We start from the raw sequence: 25,866 nt of genomic DNA on the forward strand, positions 1-25,866 counted from the left end.
AGGGAAATTCGCCAAAACCCTAGATTTTAACGGTTTTTATGGGGGTTATGCGGATTGTTACGCCGGCTGCGGTACATGGCCCAGGCGGTCGCGAGGAGCGCAATACACAGTATGACCGTCAAGGTATTGCCATAAAGACAGTATGGCGTCAGGCCGTCGTAACCTTGGACGTTTGCGCTCAAGATGCCGCGTTCAAATGGTTGCAATCTCGCAACGATTTGCCCTCGAGCATCGATAACGGCGGTCGCGCCCGTATTGGTTGCGCGCAGCATCGGGCGCCCGGTTTCAAGAGCGCGCATTTGCGAAATCTGCAAATGCTGTGGCAACGCGATGGAATCGCCGAACCAAGCGATATTCGAAAGATTCAGTAGGATCGTCGCTTGCGGAATTTTTTCCGCCTGTCCTGCGCGCAGTTGCGCGGCGATTTCTTCGCCAAACAAGTCTTCGTAGCAGATATTCGGCAGAATGCGCTGGTCGCGCACCGCGAACGGCGCCTGCAGCAAGGCGCCACGCGTGAAATCACCGAGGGGAATATGCATCATGTCGACGAACCAGCGAGCCCCCAACGGGATGAACTCGCCGAAAGGCACCAGATGATGCTTGTCGTAGCGGTATGGGGCGGCTGCGGACGGCGACAGACCGATCATGCTGTTGGCGTATTGCATGGGGCCATCCATGACCGGGATGCCGAGTGCGATATGGCTATCCGACGTGCGGGCAAATTCTTTCAATTTGCCCAAGTAGTCCGGCGGCAATTGGCTCGATAGCAGTGGAATCGCGGTCTCCGGCGTGGAGATCAAATCCGCCCGCTGCGTGGTAATCATGTCGTAATACAGCGCCAATGTCGCTTCGATATGTTCGGGCGCGAACTTCATTTCCTGCGGAACGTTACCTTGAAGTAGGCGTACCGAAATCGGCTGGCCATGCGGTATTGTCCAGGAAACGCTTTTCAGGCCCAGCCCGGTGACGCAAAGCGCCGCCGCCAGCAGTACGGGTAGTCTTTTTGCCGGCAGCAGTGCCAGGCAGCCGGCAATGATGCCCGCAATCAGTGCCAATCCGTACACGCCGAGGACCGGAGCAAAGCCCGCCAGCGGCCCCATACTGTGCGCGTAGCCGGAACTTACCCATGGAAAGCCGGTAAAGATCCAGCCGCGCGTCCATTCGGCCAAGGCCCACAGCGGCGGAAAGACCAGAAGCAGCGCTGCACCCGCGCCGAGCGACCAGCGCCGTTTCAGCCATGCCGCGCTGCCCAGCGCCATGGCTGCCAGCGCGCTCAGCAAGAGCGCCAGCGCGGCGACGGCGAGCGCCGCCATCCATCCGGGCATGCCACCATAGCGGTGCATGCTGATGTACAGCCAGTGCGTGCCGGCGGCCAGCCAGCCGAAGCCGTAGGCCCAGCCAACCAGCGCGCCGCGCCATGCAGAGCCCTGTGCCAGCGCCAGCCGGAAAGCAAAGGCCAGCCCCAGGATCTGCAATGGCCACAGGCCAAAGGGTGCGAATGCGAATACATTCAGCGCTCCCGCGATCAATGCAGCCAGCAGGTACAGGGAGGAAGTCGGGGCGGGCAGGGAAGATTTTTTCACAGGATATTTTTGAGCCAAGGCTGAAGACCGCCATTGTCTCGCATGCTCCCGCAGCACGTCGCTTGCGGGAAAATCATCTGTCCAGGGGACCGATCGGCGCAGCATGGATTCCCGCCTGCGCGGGAACGACAAGTGGGCGGCGACGACCGAGCAATATCAAATGCCTGGTGTCGCCGCGGCATCGCGGTACGTTTGTTATTAAGAAAATTCTTGCTGTGCCTGCTGCGGCAGTTTTTCCACCAGCAGCACATGCACCTGGCGCGCGTCGGCGCGCAATACCTCGAAGCGCACGCCGTCGATATCGAACACGTCGCCTTTGCGCGGCACGCGGCCGAGATGGTTGGCCACCAGACCGCCGATGGTGTCGACATCGTCGTCGGAGAAGGCGGTTCCCAGCGTTTCGTTGAGCTGCCCGATCTCGGTCAGCGCCTTGACCCGCCAGCGCAGCCGGCGCACGCCGTCCTTTACCGGCAGGATATTGTCCTCTTCCTCGTCGAAATCGTATTCATCCTCGATGTCGCCGACGATTTGCTCGAGCACGTCTTCGATTGTGATCAGGCCGGCGACGCCGCCGTATTCGTCGACCACGATCGCCATGTGGTTGCGGTTGGAGCGGAAATCGCGCAGCAGCACGTTGAGCTGCTTCGACTCCGGGATGAACACGGCCGGGCGCAGCATGTCGCGCACATCGAACGATTCTTCCGCGTAGTAACGCAGCAAATCCTTGGCCAGCAAGGTGCCAATCACCTTGTCGCGGTCGCCGTCAATGGCAGGAAAGCGCGAGTGCGCCGTCTCCAGCACCAGCGGCATCCATTCCTCGATCGGCTTGGTGATGTCGATGACATCCATCTGCGGGCGCGGCACCATGATGTCGCGCGCGGACAGGTCGGAAACCTGGAACACGCCTTCGATCATCGACAGCGCATCGGCGTCGATCAGGTTGCGTTCATGCGCGTCGTGCAGGATTTCGAGCAGCTCGGCGCGATTCTCGGGTTCGGGGGAAATCAGGGCGGTCAGGCGTTCAAACAGTGACCGGTGCGGTTTGGTGTCGGAATATTTAACACCACCAGGGGCGCCCGGCGGAGGGTGATCTTGCATATGGCGAAAAGCCGTGGTTGGGAAGGCTTATAGCATACAACAAATGCGGGTCGAAACCCACCAAAGTGCCGATAAGTCTTGCTAGGTTGTTAAGTTTCCGCGTAGGGATTCGCTTCGCCCAGCGTTGCGAGTATTTCCACTTCGAGCTGTTCCATTTCCGCCGCTTCCTCGTCGGTTTCGTGGTCGTAACCTTGGGCGTGCAGCACGCCGTGCACCACCAGGTGGGCCGCATGCGACTCGACCGGCTTGCCTTGTTCGGCCGCTTCGCGCTGCAGCACGTCGGTGCACAGGATGATGTCGGCCTGCGTGATCTCGCTCTCCGCGTCTTCAGTGTAGGCGAAGGTCAGCACGTTGGTCGCATAATCCTTGCCCCGGTACTCGTGGTTCAGCGTGCGGCCCTCGTCGGCGTCGACGAAGCGGATCGTCAATTCGGCCGGCGCGAACAGCGCCGCCTGCACCCAGCGCCGCAACTTGCTGCGGGTAATGGAGTCTTTCAGGCGGGGGTCGGGGTACTGAACGGAGAGGGAGAGCTTATTTTCTTTCGGCATTTCTGATCGATGCGCTTTTCGGGGTGGCTGCCTCGTAGGCGTCGACGATGCGCGCCACCAGCGGGTGGCGCACCACGTCGGCGCTGGTGAAATGGGTGAACGCGATGCCGCGCACTTTCTTGAGGATGTGAATCGCGTCGACCAGGCCGCTTTTCTGCGTGCGCTGCAAGTCGATCTGCGTGATGTCGCCGGTGATGACGGCCTTGCTGCCAAAGCCGATACGCGTAAGGAACATTTTCATCTGTTCCGGCGTGGTGTTTTGCGCTTCGTCGAGGATGATGAAGGCATGGTTCAAGGTGCGTCCGCGCATATACGCCAGCGGCGCAATCTCGATCACCTGCTTTTCGAACATCTTTTGCGTCTTGTCGAAGCCGAGCAAGTCATACAGCGCGTCATACAGCGGCCGCAGATAGGGGTCGACTTTTTGCGCCAGATCGCCCGGCAGAAAACCGAGGCGCTCGCCGGCTTCCACTGCCGGGCGTGTCAGCACGATGCGCTTGATGGCGTCGCGTTCGAGCGCATCGACCGCGCAGGCGACCGCCAGATAGGTCTTGCCGGTTCCGGCCGGGCCGACGCCGAAACTGACGTCGTGCTCCAGAATGGACTTGATGTACTGGCTTTGATGCGGGGTGCGGCCCCGCAGGTCGTGCCGGCGGGTTTTCAGCTCGGGGCTGACGTCTTCTTCGATCTCGTCCGTTTCCTTGGCTTCGCCGTTGTTCTGCTTGGTTGCATGGTGCTCCACCAGGGCCAGCTGCACGTCTTCCACAGAGATGGCCTGGTCGGCGACCTGGTAAAAATTGTCGAGCAATTCGACGGCGCGGGCGGCATTGCCGCCACTGACGACGAACTTTTCGCCGCGGCGAAAAATCGTGACGTCAAGTGCGGCGGAAATCTGCCGGAGGTTTTCGTCCATCGGGCCGCATAAATGCGCTAGCCGCTTGTTGTCGAGGGGCTCCGGGATGAAGTGCTTCGGTTGGGCTGGAATTTTGGCTTTCAAAATCGGTATGGAGGTTCTCTTGAGAGTCAGTCTTTGATGACAAGTTCGCCACGCAGCGAATTCGGATAGGCGTGCACGATATTGACGTCGATGAATTGGCCGATCAGGCGCTGTGCATGCGGGCCACCGTCGAAATTGACCACGCGGTTGTTTTCGGTGCGTCCCTGCAATTCCGTCGGGTCTTTCTTCGACGGGCCTTCCACCAGGATACGCTGCCTGCTGCCGACCATGCGTTCGCTAATCTTGCGCGCATTCGCCTCGATCGTCGCCTGCAGGTGCTGCAGGCGCTTCAGTTTCACCTCGTGCGGCGTATCGTCCGCCAGATTGGCCGCCGGCGTGCCGGGACGCGGGCTGAAAATGAAGCTGAAGCTGTGGTCGTAACCGATATCGTTGATCAGCTTCATCAACGCATCGAAGTCCGCATCGGTTTCACCGGGAAAGCCCACGATGAAATCGCTCGCCACCGAAATGTCGGGACGGATCTCGCGCAGGCGCCGGATCACCGATTTGTATTCCAGCACGGTATAGCCGCGCTTCATCGCCATCAGGATACGGTCGGAACCGTGCTGCGCCGGCAGGTACAGGTGATTGACCAGCTTCGGCACCTTCGCGTACGTATCGATCAGGCGCTGCGTGAATTCTTTCGGATGACTGGTGACGAAACGGATGCGCTCGATGCCGGGGACTTCCGCGACATATTCGATCAGGAGCGCGAAGTCGGCGATCTCGCCGTCCGCCATCACGCCGCGATAAGCGTTGACGTTCTGTCCCAAGAGCGTGATTTCCTTCACGCCTTGTTCCGCCAGGCCGGCGACTTCGGTCAGCACATCCTCGAAGCGGCGCGACACTTCCTCGCCGCGCGTGTACGGCACCACGCAATAGCTGCAGTACTTGCTGCAGCCTTCCATGATGGACACGAAGGCAGTCGCGCCTTCCACTCTGGCCGGCGGAAGGTGATCGAATTTTTCGATTTCCGGAAAGCTGATGTCGACCTGCGCGCGGCCGGTGCTGCGGCGCTGGCTGATCAGCTCGGGCAAGCGGTGCAGCGTCTGCGGGCCGAACACGACATCGACGTAAGGCGCGCGCTTGACGATCGCTTCGCCTTCCTGCGACGCCACGCAGCCGCCGACGCCGATCACCAGGTCCGGCCTGGCCTGCTTCAGTTCGCGCAGGCGGCCGAGATCGGAAAACACTTTTTCCTGTGCCTTCTCGCGCACGGAACAGGTGTTGAGCAGGATGACGTCGGCATCTTCCGGCGTGTCGGCTTTCACCACGCCTTCGGCGGCATTCAATACATCTGCCATCTTGTCCGAGTCGTACTCGTTCATCTGGCAGCCGAAGGTTTTGATAAATACTTTTTTCGGCATGGAATTATCGGGGCTGACTGTTGACTTGTTTCGCCAGCGGCTGGCTGGCTTCTTCCTCGCTCAGGATCCAGACGCGGTCGATTTCGCCTTCTGCGTTTTCGGTGTAGTTCACCAGTAAATCATTTCCGCGCAGCGAAGCGGGCATCTCTATCTGATTGTCCTGATTCCAGATGCGCGCGCCGGATGCCAAATGGCGCAGCTTGCCGTTCAACACGATTTCCGGATATGGCGCAGGCGTCATGGTGCCGCGCTGCGCATCCTGCGGGAAGGGCCGATCGAACGCATGCGCCGGCAGCACGGCCAGCACTGAAAGAAAAACGATGAGGAAGGGGCGACGCCACATTCTCATACCCCCGTGTAGTCGAAAGCGCGAAACGCGCACAGAGAAAAATGTTAAGGACGCGCAGTGAGCGATGAACTGCATCTGCGGCATCCCGCAGCGCTTCACGCAGTAACTGCATGATTTTATTGCGGGAAAGGCATGCGAATTATAGCACCGCCGCTCTCTGTCAATCGCATGAAAGACTGTGACGCACTTGGCGTATAGAGAAGTTTCAGCGCCGTTTCTGGCAGGGCAAATGCCATCCAAGCCTTGCGTTTTTTGCATGCATTCGTCGGTGATCATCTGCAAAAAATACTGACAAGTATCCTCGCCGCTCCTCTGCAAAATGCATCGCGGCAGCAAGCTTTCTGTCTAGATACTGCTGCACGTAATGTATTGAAAAATGCATGAGATTGAGAGTAGTCAATTTGCTATTTTCCTCGCGCCATGACAATCCAAATCACAACAATGCTTCAAAAAAATTTCATCGTGCCAATCGTTGATTGAATTCTCCAGGGAAGAAACAGATATGCGCCAGTGGCTTATCGCAGTCTTGTCGACCATCACAATGTCGGCGGCGCAAGCAGCGGCGGAAGAGGCCGCTGTACGGCCCCCGGAGTTGTATGCCGGCGTGGTGCTGGACCAGACGGTGACAGTGGTCGGCCACGAGTTCTATCAGTACTTCGCGGCGTCGTGGCGCGACAAGGAAACGAGCGAGCGGTATGCGATTTCGGTCCATGAGCGCCCCTCTGCCCGCCTGGGTAGCCAGTTATGGGTGGAGTATGCGCAGCGACGCGTGTTCCAGATCGTATTGCAGGCAACGCGGGCAAACGTCAAGGACATCGGCCGCGAAGCCGCCGACATCGTGTTTCAGAACGTGATGGATATCGAGGTCCAGCGGTTGATGTCGCACGATCGGGATATTGCTCCCGACGAGCTGTAGCGGATATCCATAAACAAGTTATGCAAAGGGGAGAAAATGAAGTTAACAAGAAATCATCTTCGGAATGTGTTGATCGCCGCCGCTACGGCGGCCATTGCGCTGCCGGTTATAGCCACCGAGCTTGTCTACGTTCCGGTCAATCCCGCCTTCGGCGGCAGCCCGCTCAACGGTTCCGTTCTGCTCAATTCGGCCCAGGTGCAAAACAAGCACAAGGATCCGGGCGACCCGTCTTCGTTGTTTGGAAACAAGACGCCGCTTGAACAATTCAATGAGAGTTTGCAGAGGCGGGTGCTGGATGACCTGGCAACAACTGCCTCAAAAAACCTAATTACGTCGGATGGAAAGTTTATTCCGGGTACATTCCAATCCGGTGATTTCCGTATTGCGATTACCAATGTGGGCAATGGCATGGTGCAGATTACTACGACCGATCTAAAAACCGGCGCAACCACCAGTTTCCAAGTATCGCAGTCACAGTAAAGCTCATCGACCAACTAGGGGAAGTCATGCACTCCAATCTCACATCGATGATTGCGATGCCGTACACAAAAAGAAGGAAAAATGCTTGGCGGCACCTGCTCGGGTTGCTGCCGCTGGCCGGAGCGCTTCTGGCCGGCTGTGCGACGCAGCCGCCTTCGGAAGCAGCCGTCAACGCGCAATTGACACCAGCGACAAGAATCACGCGCGACTTGGTGAACCTGCCGGAACCGAAGGGTAAGGTTGTGGCGGCCGTCTACGCATTCCGCGACCAGACCGGCCAGTACAAGCCGGCACCCGACAGTTCTTTCTCGACTTCGGTCACGCAAGGCGCCGCTTCCATGCTGGTCAAGTCGCTCAAGGATTCCGGCTGGTTTACGCCGGTCGAGCGCGAGAACCTGCAGAATTTGCTCACGGAGCGCAAGATCGTGCGCGCGTTGGAGGCGCCGCAGGATACCAAGAATGCGCCGCCAACCAGTCTGCCTGCGCTGTTGCCGGCGTCCGTGCTGATCGAGGGCGGAATCGTCGCCTACGAGTCGAATGTGCGCACCGGAGGCGCGGGAGCCCGCTATCTCGGTATCGGAGCCAACGCGCAGTATCGCGTCGACCAGGTCACCATCAATCTGCGCAGCATCGACATCCGCAGCGGCCAGATTCTCAACAGCGTCTCGACCACCAAGACCGTCTATTCCTACGAGCTGCATACCGGCGTGTTCCGCTTTGTGAACTTCAAGGACTTGCTGGAGCTGGAGGGCGGCTATACCCGCAACGAGCCGGCGCAGCTTTGCGTCCAGGAAGCGATCGAGGCGGCGGTCGTGCATCTCATCGTCCAGGGCTTGAACGACAAGGTGTGGGCGCTCAAGGACGACAAGGACTGGAATGCGCCGATCATCCAGTCCTATCTGAAGGAGAGCAATGACGCCGCCGCGGCGCTGCCACGACCGGCTGCTGCTGCGCCGGCAGCTGCACACGCGGCGCCGCCCGTTCCCGAAAAAAACCTGGTGCCGGCAACGTCGCCGCTGTCTTCCGCCATTGATCAGGCATGGCCAATTGCGGCCGCGGCCGACTCCGCTGCGATGGACAACGTACCCGAAACCTAACGCCGCTACCGCGACTTCATCCGTCATTTGTCTGCAGTCTGTTGCCTGCAGGGGGGAACCTTTTGTCTTTCGAAAAGTTGAGCGCAAGCATTACCCGAGATTTATCCAGTCATGAGGGGCGCTGGATATGTGTGCTGTAAAGACGCCCCTATTGTTCCCGCTACTAAACCAGAGGAGAAGATAAGAATGAAATTGAAATTCTCGGCAATCGCGTTGGGTATCAGCCTTGCTTACGCAACGAACTTCGCCATGGCCGCCGGCACCGGCGTCACGCAAACGGGCACCGCGAACGATACCTACGTCCAACAGTACGATAACGTCGCCTCGACCGTATCGATCAACCAGAACGGCACCGGCAATCAGGTGGGGCAGTCCGGCGATCCGACGTCGAAAGGCGTCCTGCAGCGGGACAGCACCGCTTCGCAAGTGATCGTCGTACAGACTGGCGACTACAACTCCGCTTCGGCAAAGCAGAAGAATGCCGACACTAGCACCGCCCTGATTCTTCAGGACGGCGCAGCCAACGCCGCGACCATCAGCCAGAAAAACACCTACAACACGCTCGCTTCGATCAACCAGTCCGGCGTCAATAACGAGGCCAAGGTGAAGCAGAATCATGTGGCGGACAGCATCGCAGACATCCGCCAGACGGGCGAAACCAACCACGCGCAAGTGAAACAGAACAAAGCGCAGGATGCGTTTGCCGGCGTGGCTCAGTTCGGCGTGAATAATGCCGGCGTGGTGAACCAGAAGGATGTCGTCTCGGTGCGCGCATCCGTCCTGCAGAATGGCCACGATAACATCGGCGCGGTGACGCAGGAGCACACCTCGTACTCCGTCGCCTCGATTGTCCAGGAGGGGCGCAACAACTTTGCGGGCGTCGAGCAAAACACGTCCACCGGCGTGCTGGCGAACGTGATGCAAGCCGGCCTCGGCAACAGTGCCGGTATCCTGCAGCACAGCGCGAAAGATTCGGTGGCGCTTGTGTCGCAGACTGGTGTCGGCAATACTGCGACTGCCGACCAGATCGGTGTCTATCAGTATGCCGATATTTATCAGCAGGGGCGCGGCAACGTGGCTTCCACCGAGCAGCGCGGCGGCTGGAACGAAGCGCATATCTATGAAGTCGGCCGCAACAACAAGGCCGAAATCAAGCAGGATGGCGCGGGCTGCGGCTATGCATCGCGCAACATCGCCTACATCGCCCAGCTTGGCGCCAACCTGGAGGCTTCCATTACCCAGACCGGTAGCGGAAACCGCGCCGCGATCATCCAGCGTTAAGCCGATCGGCATGCCGGTAACATGAGGGGCGGGCGGAAGGTCGTTCGCCCGTCTCATGCAGATGTGGGCCAGTCGTGCCGATGTCGTTGGTGTTTTGGCACTGCTTGCCAGTGTGCTGGAATCTGTTCCATGACGCCGTGCGTCAATTCAGGCGGCGTAAACAAAAAAGCCGACCAGATGGTCGGCTTTTTTGTCGCCCTTATGCAGGGAAATTCTGGTGGTGATAGGTGGACTTGAACCACCGACCCCAGCATTATGAGTGCTGTGCTCTAACCAGCTGAGCTATATCACCAAATAGCCCTAAATTATGCAGCGTTTAGTAACGGCTGTCAAGATGTTCCTTGTCGGTGCGTAGTGACATGGCGCAAAACCTGGGCCGCTGCATCCGGGGCGAGGCAATCGATGACGACGCGGTCCTGCATCGAACGCAGCCAGGTGAGTTGTCTTTTTGCCAGCTGGCGGGTGGCGGCAATGCCTTTATCGCGCAGCGCCGCGCGGTCGCAGGCGCCGTCAAGGTATTCCCACGCCTGGCGATAACCGACGCAGCGCATGGAAGGCAAGCCCAGGTGCAGGTCGCCGCGCGCGCGCAGGTTTTGCACTTCCGCGATCAGCCCGCCATCCGGGGCGTCGAGCATCGCGTCGAAACGCGCGGCGATGCGCTCATGCAGCACGCCGCGCTCGGATGGCTCCAGCGACAGCGGCAGCAGTTCGAACGGCAATTCGCTCTTCGGGGCCTTTGCCAGCAACTGCGACATCGGTTGCCCGGTCAGCGCAAAGATTTCGAGCGCACGCTGGATCCGTTGCGAATCGTTTGGCTTCAGGCGCGCAGCCGTTTCCGGGTCGATTGCGGCCAGTCTTGCGTGCAGCGCCGGTATCCCGATGCGCGCCGCTTCGTCATCGAGCTGCGCGCGCACGGCGGCATCGGCTTGCGGAAGGGCGTCGAGCCCGTCGCGCAGCGCCTTAAAGTAGAGCATGGTGCCGCCGACCAGCAGGGGCAGCCTGCCGCGCTGCGTGATTTCGGCTGCCAGCCGCAAGGCGTCTTGCCTGAACTGCATGGCCGAGTAGGCGTCGGTCGGGTCGATGATGTCGATCAGGTGGTGCGGCGCAGCGGCGCGCTCTTCCGTGGTCGGCTTGGCCGTGCCGATATCCATGCCGCGGTAGACCAAGGCGGAGTCGACCGAGATGATTTCGGCGGGGATGTGGCGGGCGATTTCGAGCGCGGCCGCGGTTTTGCCGGACGCGGTCGGGCCCATCAGGGCAATTGCCAGCGGACGTGAGGTCATGCTTATTGCCCGCGCAGGAACAGCTTGTCGAGGTCGGCCAGGGCAAGCTGCACCCAGGTCGGCCGGCCGTGGTTGCACTGGTCGGCGCGCTCGGTCGCTTCCATCTGGCGCAGCAGGGCATTCATCTCGGGAATGGTCAGGGCACGGTTGGCGCGCACGGCGGTATGGCAGGCCAGCGTGCCGAGCAGTTCGTTGCGCCGCTCGACCAGCACGCGGGAGCCGCCGAATTCGCGGACGTCGCGCAGCACGTCGCGCGCCAGCGTCTGCGCATCGGCGTTTTTTAAGAGCGCCGGAATCGCGCGCACGGCCAGCGTGGTGGGCGACAGCGCGCTGATGTCGAAGCCGAGCGACTGCAGGATCGCCTGGCTTTCCTCGGCGGTGCCGACTTCCACCGGATCGGCGTAGAAGGTGACCGGGATCAGCAGCGGTTGCACCTGCATCGCGTTTTCGTCGAGCGCGTTTTTGAGTTGCTCGTACAGGATGCGTTCATGCGCGGCATGCATGTCGACCAGCACCAGCCCCTTGCTGTTCTGGGCCAGGACGTAGATGCCGTGCAGCTGCGCCAGTGCGAAGCCGAGCGGGAATTCATCTTCTTGCGCGCCTTCCTGCGGCGTCGGGGCGACCGGTCGGGGGCCGGGCAGGGGCATCGATGCTGCTTCGCCCGCTTCGGCCGTGGCGGCCGGAGAAAACAGTGAGCCGTAGTCGGCCAGGGTTTGCCGCACGCCGCCCGCGGACGAAAACTGTGCGGCGAACGAGGTCTGCTGCTGTTCGCGCACCCACGGCAGTACCCCCGGCACGGCGGTCACGGGAGCGGGCGCTGCGCCGGAGGCGGTCGCCGACGTCTGCGCCAGTGCGCGGCTTACCGCATGAAACACGAATTGATGCACCGCGCGGCTGTCGCGAAAGCGCACTTCGATTTTGGACGGGTGCACGTTGACGTCGACCAGAGCCGGATCGAGGTCGAGTCCCAGCACGTACGACGGGTAGCGGTCGCCGTGCAGCACGTCCTGGTAGGCGGCGCGCACCGCGTGCGTCAATAGCTTGTCGCGCACGAAGCGGCCGTTGACATAGAAGTACTGGCCGTCGGCGCGCGCCTTGGCGGCGGTCGGCAGGCCGATGAAGCCGTGCAGGCGCAGCGGGCCCGCCGTTTCATCCAGCGGCAGCCGCGCGCCGGCGAATTCGCCGCCGAGGATGTGCGAGCTGCGCTTGTCGATTTCGCTGGCGTTCCAGTGGTCGACGGTCTTGCCGTTGTGCGTGAGCGAAAACGCGACATCGGGCCGCGACAGCGCGATGCGGCGCACCACTTCGGCGCAATGGCCGAATTCGGTTTGCTCCGATTTCAGGAACTTGCGGCGCGCCGGTGTATTGAAATACAGATCGCGCACATCGATGGTGGTACCGAGCGCGCCGGAGGCAGGGATCACCTGGCCTTCCTTTCCGCCCGAGATTTCCCAGGCGTGCGGCGCATCGGCGGTGCGCGAGGTCAGCGTCAGCAGCGCCACTGAGGCGATCGAGGCCAGCGCTTCGCCGCGAAAACCCAGCGTGCCGACATGCTCCAGGTCGTCCAGCGAAGCGATCTTGGAGGTGGCGTGGCGCGCCAGCGCCAGCGGCATCTGGTCAGGCGGGATGCCGCGCCCGTTGTCGGTGATGGCGATGCGCTTGACGCCGCCTTCTTCCAGCCTCACGGTGATGTGCGTCGAGCCGGCGTCCAGCGCGTTTTCCAGCAATTCCTTGACCACCGCCGACGGGCGGTCGACCACCTCGCCGGCGGCGATCTGCGAAATCAGTTGGTCGGAGAGGGCCTGGATCGGGCGGACTGGCATGTGCGGAGCATTCATGCGCGAATTATATCGCCAGCCCCGGGCGGCAGTGCACCTGCGGCGGCTGGACGGTTTGGCAATGATCCGGCGAAGGTATTTTCGGGTGCAAAAATCCTTTGCTTTTTTCAGATATGCGGCCGCAATGGCTGGTGTATGATTCCGCGGTCATTAAATGGAGCAAGAATGGATTTTATGCAATTGCTCGACATGGTCCTGCATGTCGACAAATATCTCGGCACCGTCATCGAACAGTACGGCACCATGGTGTACGTGGTGCTGTTCGCGATCGTGTTTTGCGAAACCGGGCTGGTGGTGTTGCCTTTTCTGCCGGGCGACACGCTCTTGTTCATCGGCGGCGCGTTTTGCGCCACCGGCGCGATGAATCCCTGGCTGTTGTGCGTGCTGCTGATCGTGGCTGCCGTCTCTGGCAATACTGTCAATTACTGGATCGGTAGTGCCATCGGGCACAAGGTGTTTACCCACGACTACAAGTGGCTGGACAAGGCGGCATTGCACAGGACACATGCTTTTTATGAGAACCACGGCGGCAAGACCATCGTGCTGGCGCGCTTCGTGCCGATCGTGCGCACCTTCGCGCCGTTCGTCGCCGGCGTGTCGGAGATGACCTTCGCCAAGTTCCAGGTGTTTAATATCGCCGGCGCGGCGCTGTGGGTGGTGGGGCTGGTGGCGGCCGGTTACTTTTTTGGCAACATCCCCGTGATCCGCGACCATTTGAATACCATCGTGCTGATCGGCGTGGGCGCGGCCGTGATCCCGCTGGCGCTGGGCGGCTTGTGGAAGATGGGACGGAAGATCCTGAAATAGCGCACGACTTCCGGATGCAAAAAAGGCAAGCACGCGTGCTTGCCTTTTTTATTGCGCGCTTTTTGATTACGCGCGGATGCTGTCGATCAGTCCCATCTCGGCGCTCGACATGAGCTTGTCGATGTCGACCAGGATCAGCATGCGCTGGTCGACGGTGCCCAGACCGATCAGGTGATCGGTGTTGAGCGCGGTGCCCATTTCCGGCGCCGGCTTGATCTGTTCCGGCGACAGCGTGATCACGTCCGAGACGCTGTCGACCACCATGCCGACTACCCGCCCGCCGATGTTCAGGATGATCACCACCGTGAACTGGTCGTAGGTCGGCGTGCCGAGGTTGAACTTGATGCGCATGTCGACGATCGGCACGATGATGCCGCGCAGGTTGACCACGCCCTTGATGAATTCGGGCGCATTGGCGATGCGCGTGACGGTTTCGTAGCCGCGGATTTCCTGCACCTTCAGGATGTGCACGCCGTACTCCTCCTTGCCCAGGGTGAAGGCGAGGAATTCTTGTGCGGCGATATCGGCCTGGCCGCCCGTCGCGGAAGCGTTGCTGGAGGGAGTTTGGATCATGGTATGTGCCTCTTGTTGTTCTTGCTGGAATTACGTCATCTTGCTCTTCGCCAGCGGCGGATTCTTCGCGAAGTACTTGCGGATGCCTTTGAGCACCGCATGCGCCATCTGGTCCTGGTAGGCATCGTCGGTCAGTTTCGCTTCCTCTTCCGGATTGGAGATGAATGCGGTCTCGACCAGGATGCTGGGAATGTCGGGCGCCTTCAGTACCGCAAAGCCGGCTTGCTCCACCGCGCCCTTGTGCAGGCGGTTGATGCCGCCCAGTTCGGCCAATACCGCCTTGCCGAGCTTGAGGCTGTCGTTGATCTGGGCCGTGGTCGACAGGTCGAGCAGCACGCTGGCGAGCTGCCGGTCGTGCGTCTTGATATTGACGCCGCCGATCAGGTCGGCTGCGTTTTCCTTGTTGGCCAGCCAGCGCGCGGCGGTGGACGAGGCGCCCTTTTCCGACAGCACGAACACCGACGAGCCGCGCGCGGTGGTTTCGACGAAGGCGTCGGCGTGGATCGATACGAACAGGTCGGCCTGCACCTTGCGCGCCTTGTTGACGCGCACATGCAGCGGCACGAAGTAGTCGGCGTCGCGCGTGAGCATGACGCGCATGTTGGGGTGTTCCTCGATCTTTTTCTTGAGCCGCTTGGCAATCGCCAGCACCACGTCCTTCTCGCGGCTGCCGGAGCGGCCGATGGCGCCGGGGTCTTCGCCGCCGTGGCCGGGGTCGAGCGCGATGGTGATCATGCGCGTGATTGCCAGCGGCTTGTCATCCTTCGATTCGCTCTTGGCGAGCTGCAGTTCCTGCGCCGCGGGTTTCTGCGCCGGCGCGATCGGCTCCGGAGCCGGCCGGACTTCCGGAACTGCCGCCGCAAGAGGCGCGGGCTGTTCCGGATTGTCCTGCCATTCCCCCTTGCGAATGAGCGCGGCGATCGGGTCCGGCGCGTTGACCGGGTACAGGTCGAAGATCAGGCGGTGCTTGTATTCGCCCACCGGTGCCAGCGTAAACACCTGCGGATCGACCTGTTCCTTCAGGTCGAACACCAGCCGCACCACGTTCGGGCGGTTTTGGCCGACGCGCACCTGCTTGATGTACGGGTCGTTGGACTGGATCTTGGCGACCAGTTCCTTCAGGGTCGGGTTCAGCTCCAGGCCTTCGATGTCGACCACAAGCCGGTCCGGGTCCTTGACGAGGAAATGATTGGCCTTGAGGTTGGCGTCGTTTTCGAGCGTGACGCGGGTATAGTCGTCGGCCGGCCACACGCGCACCGCGAGGATTTGCGCGGCGTGGGACGGCAGCGGGGCGAAAACGGAGAGAAGCAGCGTGCCTCCCGCCTTCAGTACGGTACGCCGGGTGACGGCTGTTACAGATTTGGCGCGAATTTGAGTCGATCGAGGCATTGACAACCCTGGTCTGACAATCCTTGTAATTCTATCTCACGTCCTTCGCCGGAGATGCTTAAAAGCACTTTTATGTCGGGCGGGGGCAACACGGGGTGCGCCTTTTCCGGCCATTCGACGATGCAGACGGTGTGCTCGTTGAAGTGCTCGCGAAAGCCGGCGTCGAGGAATTCTTCCGGGCTGGCCAGCCGGTACAGGTCGAAGTGGATCACCTCGACTGCGCGGCCGGCGATGGTGACCGAGTAGGGCTCGGCCAGCGTATAGGTCGGGCTCCTGACATGGCCGGTGTGGCCGGCGGCGTGCAGCAGCGCGCGCGTGAGCGTGGTCTTGCCCGCTCCCAGGTCGCCATGCAGGTAGATGGTCAGGCCCGGCGCCAGTGTGCGCGCCAGCCGGGCGCCCAGTTCGGCGGTGCCGGCTTCTTCGTGGAGGTAGGTCTTGAAGTGCTGCATCTCTTAAAATAGCGGTTTGCTGTGTGCGAGCCCAGATCGCGATGACCATTTCCGATGACAATTTAGCCACGCTTGCGCTCGCCATCAAAGCATGGGGACGCGAGCTCGGCTTTGCGCAGATCGGTGTTGCCGATGTCGATCTCGCGCGGGCGGAGCCCGGCTTGCAGGCCTGGCTGGACGCCGGTTGTCACGGCGACATGCATTATATGGCAACGCACGGCATGAAGCGCGCGCGGCCGGCGGATCTGGTGCCGGGCACGGTGCGCGTGATCACCGCGCGCATGAATTATCTGCCGCGCGACATGGGCGACGGCTGGTGCGAGCGCGAGCAGCGCAAGGCAGACGATGCGCAGGCCGCGGTGATTTCCGTCTATGCGCGCGGACGCGACTACCACAAGGTGCTGCGCGCCCGGCTGCAGCAGCTGGCGCAGCGCATCGAGCGCGAAGCCGGCGTCTTCGGCTATCGCGTCTTCACCGATTCGGCGCCCGTGATGGAAGTCGAGCTGGCCGAGAAATCAGGGATCGGCTGGCGCGGCAAGCATACTCTGCTGCTCAACCGTGATGCCGGCTCGATGTACTTTCTGGGCGAGATCCTGACCGACCTGCCGCTGCCGGTCGACGAGCCGACCACGCGCCACTGCGGCCAGTGCCGCGCCTGCATCGACATCTGCCCGACGCAGGCCATCCTCGGACCGTACCAGCTGGATGCGCGGCGCTGCATCTCTTATCTCACCATCGAGCTAAGAGGTCCGATTCCCGTCGAGCTGCGGCCGCTGATCGGTAACCGCGTGTACGGCTGCGACGAGTGCCAGCTGGTGTGCCCCTGGAACAAGTTCGCGCAGCGCGCGAGCCTGCCCGACTTCGACGTGCGCAACGGGCTCGACGGCGCGACGCTGGTCGAGCTGTTCGCATGGGAGGAAGACGACTTCAATCGCCGCCTGGAAGGCAGCCCGATCCGGCGCATCGGCTATGAATGCTGGCTGCGCAACCTGGCCGTCGGGCTGGGCAACGCGCTGCGGCAGGAGCCCGATGCCCAACACATCATCGCCGCGCTCAAGGCGCGCTCCGGACACCCGTCGGAGCTGGTGCGCGAGCACGTCGCCTGGGCGCTGGAGCAGGCCGGTAAGTAGGGCGGCCTCGACTCGCCCTACATCGCCAGCCCCAGCCAGAACGGCAGCGTCAGGATGGAAAGCAGGGTGCCGCATGAAATCAGGAAGGCGACGAACGGTGCGTTGCCGCCCATGCGCGCGGCCAGCACATAGGCGCTGGAAGCGGTCGGCAGCGCACAGAACGCGACCACGATCTGCAGCTGCAAGTCCGGCAGTCCGGCCCAGCGCCCCAGAGCCAGGCCGAGCGCCGGCATGGCCAGCAGCTTGACCGCCAGGAAGTGAGCCGCCATCCCCTTGGCTTCATGCAGCCCCGACAGGCGCAGACCGGCGCCGACGGTGATCAGGCCCACCGCGATGGCGGCATTCCCCATCCGTGAAAGCGTGGCGCCGGCCACTTCCGGCAGATGCAGTCCGAGCAGGTTGAACCCCAGGCCGCAGGCGGTAGCGATGAGCAGCGGGTTTTTCGCCAGTTCCGCCAGCAGTCCTCCGTTCTTGTGCACCAGCGCATGCACCGCCGCCATGTTCGCCAGCGGGACCGCGAAGCCGATGATCAGCGCCATGAGCGAGGTGCCCTGTTCGCCGCCCAGGCGCGACGCGATCGCCAGGCCGATATAGGAATTGAAGCGAAACGCCGTCTGCACGCCGGATTCGAACACCATTGGCTTGACGCGATACAGCGGCTTGGCCAGCCAGCCGAGCGCGATGCCCGCCGCCGCAGCGGCCAGCGCCACCTGCAGCATCGTGCCGGTGCTGCCGAAGTCGAGCCGGGTGCGCGCGGTCGAATGGAACAGCAAGGCAGGGAACAGCACGTAATAGATCATCTTTTCCAGCCCGCTCCAGAATGGCGCGCCCCAGTCGGTGCAGCGCATCAGCGCGAAGCCGAGCAGGATCAGCGCGAAATCGGGGAACAGGGCGGCGGCGATCGACATGAGGCGCGGCGGGATAGGCAAAGTTCAATGATAGCGAGGATTGCGCTCGCCGGCTTGCGTGGGAACTACGCAGCGCCCGGCGACGGGAGCCGTCTCGCTTGCGGAAGCGGGGGCTTACTTCAACAGGCGCGCCAGCTCGACCGCCGTCTTCACGCCCATCTTGTCGAAGATATGCGCGCGGTGCACTTCGACCGTGCGCATGGAAATGCCGAGCTCGTCGGCGATGACCTTGTTCATCTTGCCTGCCAGGATCAGGTCGAGCACCTCGCGTTCGCGGATCGACAGCGACGCCAGGCGCGCATGCACCTGTGCGGCGGCGCCGGCTTCGCGCGAGGCTTCCAGCGCTTCCTGCACGCGATCCATCAGCTTGTTGTCGTTGAATGGTTTTTCGAAAAAGTCGAAGGCGCCGCGCTTCAAGGTGTCGACTGCCATCGGCACATCTCCGTGGCCGGTCAGGAAGATGACCGGCAGACGCTGCGTCAGGCCGCGCGCGGTGAGCGTGTCGAACAGCACCGACCCGCTGATGTCGGGCATGCGCACGTCGAGCAGCACGCATTCTCCCTCGGGATCGAATTCGGTTTGCGTATCCAGCGCGGACAGGAATGCGGCACCGCTGTCGTAGGCTTGGGCGTCGATCGAGCGCGATTGCGCCAGCCAGGTGAGCGAATCGCGAATGACTTCTTCGTCGTCGACAATGTGCAGCATCGTGTCTCCAGGGTGTTGCCGAATATTATTGCGGATTTTTAGTGATTATATTCACACCCGTGCCGGCCGGGGCGACTATGGCCGGGACATAAAGCCGCTTTCACCCTCGCTTTCGCCAGTTGTTGACGAATCGTCCACGTTTTCGGACGGGACCGGCAGCGTGAAGCGGAAGATGGTGCCGCCGCCGGGATTATCGATGTGCACCATGGTGCCGCCATGGAATTCGACAGCCGTGCGGCAGATGTTCAGGCCCATGCCCATGCCTTCGGCCTTGGTCGAAAAAAACGGCGAGAACAGGCGCTGTGCTACGTCTTGCGGGATGCCGTGGCCGCGGTCGATCACCGAAATCGCCACGTTCTGCTGCGCGGTCGCCTCGCTGTCGAGTTCGGCCACGATGCGCAGGATGCGGCGTTCCGGCGCGACATGCTGCATCGCCTCGATCGCATTGCGCGTCAGGTTCAAGAGTACCTGCTCGAGCATCACGCGGTCGGCCAGCACCTCCGGCAAGCCCGGTTCGAGCTGGACCTGGGTGGCGACGTAAAATTGACGGGCTTGCAATTCCACCAGCGGGATCACGCTCGCGATCAAGTCCTGCACCGTGACCGGCTCGCGCCGCGGTTCGCGCCGCTTGACGAAGGTGTGCACGCTGCGGATGATCTGGCCGGCGCGCTGCGCCTGCGCGCCAGCCTTTTCCAGCGCCGGCTTGAGCAAGTCGAGGTCGACGCCGGCACCGCGGCTGGCGATCATGTTCAGCGCGCCGGTCGTGTAGCTGGAAATCGCCGCCAGCGGCTGGTTCAGCTCGTGCGCCAGGGTCGAGGCGAGCTCGCCCATGGTGGCCAGGCGCGCGCTGGCCTGCAGCTGTTCCTGCTGGCGGCGGTTCAGGTCTTCCACCTTCTTGCGGTCGGAGATGTCGAGGATCGAGCCCATCCAGCCGGTCTGCCTGCCGCTGTCGTCGACCAGCGGTGACTCGAAGATCAGCACTGGGAAGCGTTCGCCGTTGGCGCGCTGGAACACGGTCTCGTACTGCGGCGTGACGGTGCCGGCCAGCACCTTGGTGAAGCGCTGCTGGTATTCGCCCATGGCTTCCGGCGCCCAGTAGGGCATCGGCGGACGCTTGCCGATCAGCTCCTCGACGGGGATGCCGACCATGTCGCAGAACGCCGGATTGACGTAAGTGATGCGGCCCTCCAGGTCGCGCGCGCAAGCCCGTCATCAGCGAATTTTCCATCGCGGTACGGAAGGCGACCTGCCGGCGCAGCGCACCTTCGGCCGCCAGCCGCCGGTTGATGTCGCGCCACAGCGCCCACAGGCTCCACAGCAGGCCGAGCGACAGCGCGATGACGGATGCGACCAGGAGGCTGGGCATCAGCTTGGGCGCGCCCTTGACACTGTTGGTGCGCAGCGTCAGCGTCGCGCCCGGCAGGTCCAGCGGGCGCTGGTGGGTGTAGACGCCGCGTCCGGGGCCGCCGGCGGCACGCCTTTCGATGACCGCGTCGTCATGGTCGGTGATCGCGATCTCGTTTTCCTGCGCAAACCACCACGGCACCATTTCATTCAGGATGCTTGCCAGGGAAAAGGTCGCCACCAGGCTGCCGGCATAGCGATCCCCGATGAGCAGCGGGACATGATAATCGAGCTGCATCGGTCCGCGCCGGCCTGGAGGCGGCGCGGGCATGCTGTATTGCGGGCTTTTCGCGTGGCGGGCATGTTCGGCGGCGTTGCGCGACAGCGGCGACAGGTCCGCGAGCGAGAACGGCTCGTCGTCGGTGGAGATCACCGTCTTGCCGTCGGCGTCGAGCTGGGCGACGCGAACGAATTCGCGGTTGTTCTTGATCAGCGCCGCCAGACGCTCGCGCAGCCGGTGTGTCGTCAGCGTGCCGGCCGTGATCTCGTTGGCGATCAGGTGCAGGTTTTCCTCGTCGCGGTCGAGCTGGAAGCGGATGGTCTGTTCGACCCACAGCGTATCGGCGATCAGCTGTTCCTGGCGCTCGCTGGCCTCCATGCGCTGGGTCTGCCAGGGTAGCCACAGCAGGGTGGAGAGGATCAGCAGCACCAGCAGGATCGGCAGCATCCAGCGCCAGCCTTGCCGGCGGCTGGGGAAAACGGGGCTGAATCTCTGCCGGATTTTGCGGGAGGCCATGGTCGGGAAAGTCGGGACGATCTGTGCCCTAGTGTAGACGATCCGCGCCCGCAAGCCGATAGCCCCCGATTGTGGTTAACCACAGTTGTTGGGACGCTATCTGTTGCCGACAATGCCTAGGCAGAGACAAAAGGTCTTGTAATCCATTCCGAAGGAGACATGCATGAAACTGAAAACCCTGGTATTCGCCTTGGCCGCCGCCGCCATCGTCAGCGGAAACGCGTTTGCGCAAGCGCCGATCGTCATCAAGTTCAGCCACGTGGTGGCCAACGACACGCCCAAGGGCAAGGCTGCCGAGCGCTTCAAGGAGCTTGCCGAAAAGGCAACCAAGGGCCGGGTGAAGGTCGAGGTCTATCCGAACAGCACGCTGTACAAGGACAAGGAAGAGCTCGAGGCGCTGCAGCTGGGCGCAGTCCAGATGCTGGCGCCGTCGCTGGCCAAGTTCGGCCCGCTCGGCGTGAAGGAATTCGAGGTGTTCGACCTGCCGTACATTTTCCCGGGCAAGGACGTGTTGTACCGCGTCACCGAAGGCCCGATCGGCAAGAGCCTGTTCCAGAAGCTGGAGCCTAAGGGCATCACCGGCCTGGCCTACTGGGACAACGGCTTCAAGGTCATGTCCGCCAACAAGCCGCTGCACACGCCGGCCGACTTCCGCGGCCTGAAGATGCGCATCCAGTCGTCCAAGGTGCTCGACGCCCAGTTCCGCACCCTCGGCGCCAACCCGCAGGTGATGGCGTTCTCCGAGGTGTACCAGGCGCTGCAGACCGGCGTGGTGGACGGCACCGAGAACCCGCCGTCCAACCTGTACACCCAGAAGATGCATGAAGTGCAAAAGCACGTGACGGTCTCCAACCACGGCTACCTGGGCTATGCGGTGATCGTCAACAAGAAGTTCTGGGACGGCTTGCCGGCGGACATCCGCACCGCGCTGGAAGGCGCGATGAAGGATGCGACCAAGTACGCCAACGCGATCGCGCAGCAGGAAAACGACAAGGCGCTGGATGCCGTGCGCAAGTCCGGCAAGACCGAGGTCTACGTGCTGAACGACAAGGAAAAGGCAGAGTGGCGCAAGGCGCTGCTGCCGGTGCAGAATTCGATGGCCGGCCGCATCGGTCCTGACCTGATCCAGGCGGTCAACAAGGAAGCCCAGGCGCTGGGCTACAAATAAGCTGCGGCATTAAGCCACTGAGGTAATCAAGCAGCAAGGGTATGCGGCTTGCCGGTCGATGACCGCAAGCCGCATATTGACGACTAGCGCCGCCGGATGAAGCAGTCCCGGCGGTGCTGCAAAGGAGAGTATATGAAGTTCCTCGATCATCTGGAGGAGTGGCTGATTGCCTTCCTGATGGGCGCGGCGACAATCATCACGTTTGTCGCGGTGCTGCATCGCTATGTATCCGGTTTTGCGATCCCGGGCCTGCAGGACTGGCTCATCTCGCTCAACACCAGCTGGGCGCAAGAGCTGACTATCTACATGTTCGTGTGGATGGCCAAGTTCGGCGCGGCGTATGGCGTTCGTACCGGCATCCACGTCGGCGTCGACGTGCTGATCAACAAGCTCAATACACCGTGGCGCAACAAGTTCATCGTGTTCGGCCTCCTGGCAGGCGCGCTGTTTACGGGCGTCATCGGCACGCTCGGCTTTAATTTCGTGCGCGAGCTGAGCCAGACTTCCAGCACTTCCGAAGTGCTGGAACTGCCGATGTGGATGGTGTATTCCGCCATTCCGCTCGGTTCCTACCTGATGTGCTTCCGCTTCCTGCAAGTGACGTGGAGCTTCATCAAGACCGGCGAACTGCCGAAGCATGACCCGTCGCATGTCGAGGGACTTGAGAACGAAGACCTGCTGGGAGGAAGAACATGAACGCCGCCATTATTTTTGTCCTCCTGCTGGTGCTGATGCTCACCGGCATGCCGATCTCGATTTCGCTCGGCCTGACGGTGTTGACCTTCCTGTTCACGATGACGCAGGTGCCGATCGAATCGGTCGCCCTGAAGCTGTTTACCGGCATCGAGAAGTTCGAGATCATGGCGATCCCGTTCTTCATCCTGGCAGGTAACTTCCTGACGCACGGCGGTGTCGCGCGGCGCATGATCAATTTCGCCACCTCCATGGTCGGCCACTGGCATGGCGGCCTGGCGCTGGCGGGCGTGGTGGCGTGCGCCCTGTTCGCGGCGGTGTCCGGTTCCTCGCCGGCGACCGTGGTGGCGATCGGCTCGATCATCATGCCGGCGATGGTGCGCCAGGGTTATCCGAAGGGCTTCGGCGCGGGCGTCATCACGACTTCCGGCGCGCTGGGCATCCTGATCCCGCCGTCGATCGTGATGGTGATGTACTCGGTGTCGACCAACACCTCGGTGGGCAAGCTGTTCATGGCCGGCGTGATTCCAGGCATCTTGCTTGCAACCTTCCTCGGCCTGACCACCTGGGTACTGGCGAAGAAGAAGGACTATCCGCGCATGAAGAAGGCGACCTGGGGCGAACGCCTCGTCGCGTTCCGCAAGAGCGCCTGGGGCCTGCTGCTGATCGTGATCGTGATGGGCGGTATCTATACCGGCATCTTCACGCCGACCGAAGCCGCCGCCATGTCCGCCGTCTACGCCTTCATCATCGCCGTGTTCGTCTACAAGGACATGGGCTTGAAGCAGGTGCCGAAGGTCTTGCTGGATTCCGCCTCGATGTCGGCGATGCTGCTGTACATCATCACGAACGCAGTGCTGTTCTCGTTCCTGATGACCAGCGAAAACATCCCGCAAGCGATGGCCGGTTGGATCATGGACAAGGGCTTCGGGCAGGTTTCCTTCCTGCTGGTGGTGAACGTGCTGCTGCTGTTGGCCGGTAACGTGATGGAGCCGTCGTCGATCGTGCTGATCATGGCGCCGATCCTGTTCCCGGTGGCGACCGCGCTCGGCATCGATCCGGTGCACTTCGGCATCATCATGGTGGTGAACATGGAAGTCGGCATGTGCCATCCGCCAGTCGGCCTGAACCTGTACGTGGCCTCTGGCATCACCAAGATGGGCATTACCGAGCTCACTGTCGCGGTCATGCCGTGGCTGCTGACGATGGTCGGTTTCCTGCTGCTCATTACGTATGTGCCGCAAATCTCGCTGTGGCTGCCAAGCCTGATGTACTGATCAGACTAAGCTGTTTGGCAACGAAAGGCGCGTCCACAAGACGCGCCTTTTTTCATTTATCCTATCGCGATGGATAAATCTTCCGTGACAGCACTGATTGACCGCAGCGTGCCGGGCGACATGACGTCCGTGCAGCGGATGGCGGCCATGTTTTCCGCCATCGTCGAAGCGCCGTTCGGCGGCTTCGGCATCCGCACCGAAGCCGGTGCGGTGCGCGAACTGGTGTATCTGCCGAAAAGCTTCGGCGACAAGGAACCGGTCGACGCCTTTTCCGAACAGGCGGCGCGCCAGGTCGAGCGCTACCTTGCCGATCCGGATTTCCGCTTCACCCTGCCACTGGCCGAAGCCGGCACCGCTTTCCAGCGCCGGGTATGGGATGCCATTTGCGCCATTCCGCGCGGAGAAGTGCTTACCTACGGACAGGTGGCCAGACAGATCCGCTCCGCTCCCCGCGCGGTGGGCCAGGCATGCGGCGCGAACTGGTTCCCGATCATCATTCCCTGCCATCGCGTCACCGCTTCCGCAGGTCTGGGCGGCTTTTCGAATCACGACGATGCGGACGGTTTTCACCTCGGCGTGAAGCGCTGGCTGCTGGCGCACGAAGGCGTCGAAGGCTATCGATGACGGAGGGCGTCGTAGCTGCGCCCGCGGCCGGTCGGGACGCGATCGATGAATTCTGCGACACGCTGTGGCTGGAGGACGGTCTTGCCAAAAACACGCTCGACGCCTACCGGCGCGACCTGAGCCTGTTTGCGGACTGGCTTATGGTCGAGCGCGGCAAGCCGCTGTACGCAGCGGCGACGGACGACCTGAACGCCTATTTCGCGGCGCGCCATGCCGGCACCAAGGCGACCTCCGCCAACCGGCGCCTTGCCGCGTTAAAACGCTTCTACCAGCTCGCGCTACGGCAGAACAAGATCAGCACCGATCCCTGCCTGAAACTGAAATCGGCCAAGCAGCCGCCGCGCTTTCCCAAGACCCTCTCCGAGATGCAGGTGGACGCGCTCTTGGCCGCGCCCGACGTCAACACGCCGCTGGGCTTGCGCGACCGGACCATGCTGGAACTGATGTATGCCAGCGGCTTGCGGGTGTCGGAACTGGTGTTGCTCAAGACGATAGAGCTGGGCATGAACGAAGGCGTGCTGCGCATTACCGGCAAGGGCGGCAAGACGCGGCTGGTGCCGTTCGGCGAAGAAGCGCGGTCCTGGATCGAGCGCTACCTGCAGCAGGGGCGTTCGGCCATCCTGGGCGGCCAGGTTGACGATGCCTTGTTCGTCACCGGCCGCGGCGGCGCGATGACGCGCCAGATGTTCTGGACACTGATCAAGAAGTACGCGTTGCGCGCCCAGATCAATGCGCCACTGTCGCCCCACACCTTGCGCCACGCCTTCGCGACGCATTTGCTCAATCATGGCGCCGACTTGCGTGTTGTGCAATTGCTGCTGGGGCATGCCGATATTTCAACGACACAAATCTATACGCATGTGGCGCGCGAGCGCCTGAAAAAGCTTCATGCGCAGCACCATCCGCGCGGCTGACGTGCGCCGTGCCGCAACGAAATGCTCGCGAAATCCAGGATTGTTACAAACCGTAAAGCTTGGATCTTACCGGCTGCGCTGCGCGGCATACTGGTAATGCCCACGGAAGACGGGCTCATTCGGTGGGCAGGGAAAAGGATGTGCTATGCCGGCGATTCGCAAAAAGCATTCCTGAAAATCAGGACGGGATGGCCTTGCAATTCCTCAATTTGAGCTGGCCTGTATTTTGTTAAATTTTATCTCTGTCACTTT

General features: G+C 61.9%; 24 protein-coding genes, 1 tRNA gene and 1 pseudogene. 11 read left to right on the plus strand and 15 right to left on the minus strand.

The window, feature by feature from the left end:
• Positions 1-26 precede the first annotated feature (26 nt).
• The 6 genes from lnt to FAY22_RS22210 form a co-directional block, all read right to left on the minus strand.
• Positions 27-1,688 (minus strand): apolipoprotein N-acyltransferase, encoded by a 1,662-nt coding sequence (gene lnt, locus FAY22_RS00135; protein ID WP_146328351.1) that lies wholly within the window; start codon positions 1,686-1,688, stop codon positions 27-29.
• A 93-nt stretch (positions 1,689-1,781) separates the two neighbouring features.
• Positions 1,782-2,681 carry an HlyC/CorC family transporter gene (locus tag FAY22_RS00140; protein WP_146328352.1) on the minus strand — a complete coding sequence of 300 codons (900 nt, stop codon included), beginning with the start codon at positions 2,679-2,681 and terminating at the stop codon, positions 1,782-1,784.
• An 89-nt stretch (positions 2,682-2,770) separates the two neighbouring features.
• A complete protein-coding gene (ybeY, locus tag FAY22_RS00145; RefSeq protein ID WP_146328353.1) occupies positions 2,771-3,229 on the minus strand; it encodes an rRNA maturation RNase YbeY in 459 nt (152 codons plus the stop codon).
• Positions 3,213-4,226, minus strand: coding sequence for a PhoH family protein (locus FAY22_RS00150; protein ID WP_146328354.1), 1,014 nt, complete (start codon positions 4,224-4,226; stop codon positions 3,213-3,215). The genes ybeY and FAY22_RS00150 overlap by 17 nt, the downstream gene beginning before the upstream one ends.
• Before the next feature lie 26 nt (positions 4,227-4,252).
• Entirely contained in the window at positions 4,253-5,593 is a 1,341-nt protein-coding gene (miaB, locus tag FAY22_RS00155; RefSeq protein ID WP_146328355.1) for a tRNA (N6-isopentenyl adenosine(37)-C2)-methylthiotransferase MiaB, read from the minus strand.
• A 4-nt stretch (positions 5,594-5,597) separates the two neighbouring features.
• Positions 5,598-6,218, minus strand: coding sequence for a hypothetical protein (locus tag FAY22_RS22210; RefSeq protein WP_246860785.1), 621 nt, complete (start codon positions 6,216-6,218; stop codon positions 5,598-5,600).
• A 226-nt stretch (positions 6,219-6,444) separates the two neighbouring features.
• On the opposite strand from FAY22_RS22210, the gene FAY22_RS00165 reads away from it, so the two are divergent.
• The 4 genes from FAY22_RS00165 (at position 6,445) to FAY22_RS00180 (ending at position 9,716) form a co-directional block, all read left to right on the plus strand.
• Positions 6,445-6,858 (plus strand): CsgE family curli-type amyloid fiber assembly protein, encoded by a 414-nt coding sequence (locus FAY22_RS00165; RefSeq protein ID WP_146328356.1) that lies wholly within the window; start codon positions 6,445-6,447, stop codon positions 6,856-6,858.
• Between the two features lie 36 nt (positions 6,859-6,894).
• Positions 6,895-7,338, plus strand: coding sequence for a curli assembly protein CsgF (locus FAY22_RS00170; RefSeq protein ID WP_146328357.1), 444 nt, complete (start codon positions 6,895-6,897; stop codon positions 7,336-7,338).
• 26 nt (positions 7,339-7,364) lie between these two features.
• Positions 7,365-8,435: a CsgG/HfaB family protein gene (locus tag FAY22_RS00175; RefSeq protein ID WP_146328358.1), complete on the plus strand. Its 1,071-nt coding sequence runs from the start codon at positions 7,365-7,367 to the stop codon at positions 8,433-8,435.
• A 186-nt stretch (positions 8,436-8,621) separates the two neighbouring features.
• Positions 8,622-9,716: a hypothetical protein gene (locus FAY22_RS00180; RefSeq protein WP_168204719.1), complete on the plus strand. Its 1,095-nt coding sequence runs from the start codon at positions 8,622-8,624 to the stop codon at positions 9,714-9,716.
• Positions 9,717-9,931: 215 nt separating this feature from the next.
• Here the strand turns inward: FAY22_RS00180 and FAY22_RS00185 are convergent.
• From FAY22_RS00185 to mutL, 3 genes are all read right to left on the minus strand, one after another.
• A tRNA-Met gene (locus tag FAY22_RS00185) sits at positions 9,932-10,008 on the minus strand.
• Between the two features lie 37 nt (positions 10,009-10,045).
• Positions 10,046-10,999, minus strand: coding sequence for a tRNA (adenosine(37)-N6)-dimethylallyltransferase MiaA (gene miaA, locus FAY22_RS00190; RefSeq protein WP_146328360.1), 954 nt, complete (start codon positions 10,997-10,999; stop codon positions 10,046-10,048).
• Between the two features lie 2 nt (positions 11,000-11,001).
• Positions 11,002-12,837 carry a DNA mismatch repair endonuclease MutL gene (mutL, locus tag FAY22_RS00195; protein WP_146328361.1) on the minus strand — a complete coding sequence of 612 codons (1,836 nt, stop codon included), beginning with the start codon at positions 12,835-12,837 and terminating at the stop codon, positions 11,002-11,004.
• 165 nt (positions 12,838-13,002) lie between these two features.
• Between mutL and FAY22_RS00200 the strand changes: the two genes are divergently transcribed.
• The gene (locus FAY22_RS00200) at positions 13,003-13,644 is read left to right on the plus strand and encodes a VTT domain-containing protein (protein ID WP_146328362.1); all 642 of its coding nucleotides are present in this window, start codon (positions 13,003-13,005) and stop codon (positions 13,642-13,644) included.
• A gap of 66 nt (positions 13,645-13,710) precedes the next feature.
• Here the strand turns inward: FAY22_RS00200 and FAY22_RS00205 are convergent, their stop codons facing one another.
• From FAY22_RS00205 to tsaE, 3 genes are read right to left on the minus strand one after another with little or no spacing between them, the layout of a single operon-like run.
• Positions 13,711-14,217 carry a chemotaxis protein CheW gene (locus FAY22_RS00205; RefSeq protein WP_210411862.1) on the minus strand — a complete coding sequence of 169 codons (507 nt, stop codon included), beginning with the start codon at positions 14,215-14,217 and terminating at the stop codon, positions 13,711-13,713.
• Positions 14,218-14,247: 30 nt separating this feature from the next.
• Positions 14,248-15,606, minus strand: a complete 1,359-nt coding sequence (locus FAY22_RS00210; RefSeq protein ID WP_146328363.1) for an N-acetylmuramoyl-L-alanine amidase — start codon at positions 15,604-15,606, stop codon at positions 14,248-14,250.
• Positions 15,570-16,055: a tRNA (adenosine(37)-N6)-threonylcarbamoyltransferase complex ATPase subunit type 1 TsaE gene (tsaE, locus tag FAY22_RS00215; RefSeq protein WP_146328364.1), complete on the minus strand. Its 486-nt coding sequence runs from the start codon at positions 16,053-16,055 to the stop codon at positions 15,570-15,572. Before tsaE ends, FAY22_RS00210 begins: the two co-directional genes overlap by 37 nt.
• Before the next feature lie 41 nt (positions 16,056-16,096).
• Between tsaE and queG the strand changes: the two genes are divergently transcribed.
• On the plus strand, positions 16,097-17,185 hold the full coding sequence (gene queG / locus FAY22_RS00220; RefSeq protein ID WP_146328365.1) for a tRNA epoxyqueuosine(34) reductase QueG: 1,089 nt from the start codon (positions 16,097-16,099) through the stop codon (positions 17,183-17,185).
• 17 nt (positions 17,186-17,202) lie between these two features.
• Here the strand turns inward: queG and FAY22_RS00225 are convergent, their stop codons facing one another.
• The 3 genes and pseudogenes from FAY22_RS00225 to FAY22_RS00235 form a co-directional block, all read right to left on the minus strand.
• Entirely contained in the window at positions 17,203-18,093 is an 891-nt protein-coding gene (locus FAY22_RS00225; protein ID WP_146328366.1) for an AEC family transporter, read from the minus strand.
• Positions 18,094-18,207: 114 nt separating this feature from the next.
• Complete coding sequence (locus FAY22_RS00230; RefSeq protein WP_146328367.1) at positions 18,208-18,798, minus strand: response regulator transcription factor; 591 nt, start codon at positions 18,796-18,798, stop codon at positions 18,208-18,210.
• Positions 18,799-18,873: 75 nt separating this feature from the next.
• A pseudogene (locus FAY22_RS00235) lies at positions 18,874-20,938 on the minus strand (sensor histidine kinase).
• 163 nt (positions 20,939-21,101) lie between these two features.
• Here FAY22_RS00235 and FAY22_RS00240 point away from each other — a divergent pair.
• The 5 genes from FAY22_RS00240 to xerD all read left to right on the plus strand — a co-directional run bounded on the left by FAY22_RS00240 (position 21,102) and on the right by xerD (position 25,614).
• Positions 21,102-22,106: a TRAP transporter substrate-binding protein gene (locus FAY22_RS00240; RefSeq protein ID WP_146328368.1), complete on the plus strand. Its 1,005-nt coding sequence runs from the start codon at positions 21,102-21,104 to the stop codon at positions 22,104-22,106.
• Positions 22,107-22,238: 132 nt separating this feature from the next.
• Complete coding sequence (locus FAY22_RS00245; RefSeq protein ID WP_146328369.1) at positions 22,239-22,802, plus strand: TRAP transporter small permease; 564 nt, start codon at positions 22,239-22,241, stop codon at positions 22,800-22,802.
• Positions 22,799-24,076, plus strand: coding sequence for a TRAP transporter large permease (locus FAY22_RS00250; RefSeq protein ID WP_146328370.1), 1,278 nt, complete (start codon positions 22,799-22,801; stop codon positions 24,074-24,076). Before FAY22_RS00245 ends, FAY22_RS00250 begins: the two co-directional genes overlap by 4 nt.
• A 120-nt stretch (positions 24,077-24,196) precedes the next feature.
• Complete coding sequence (locus tag FAY22_RS00255) at positions 24,197-24,700, plus strand: methylated-DNA--[protein]-cysteine S-methyltransferase (protein WP_246860786.1); 504 nt, start codon at positions 24,197-24,199, stop codon at positions 24,698-24,700.
• Complete coding sequence (xerD, locus tag FAY22_RS00260; RefSeq protein WP_146328371.1) at positions 24,697-25,614, plus strand: site-specific tyrosine recombinase XerD; 918 nt, start codon at positions 24,697-24,699, stop codon at positions 25,612-25,614. Before FAY22_RS00255 ends, xerD begins: the two co-directional genes overlap by 4 nt.
• Positions 25,615-25,866: the final 252 nt, after the last annotated feature.

This window comes from Noviherbaspirillum sp. UKPF54 (assembly GCF_007874125.1).
GTDB lineage: Bacteria > Pseudomonadota > Gammaproteobacteria > Burkholderiales > Burkholderiaceae_D > Noviherbaspirillum.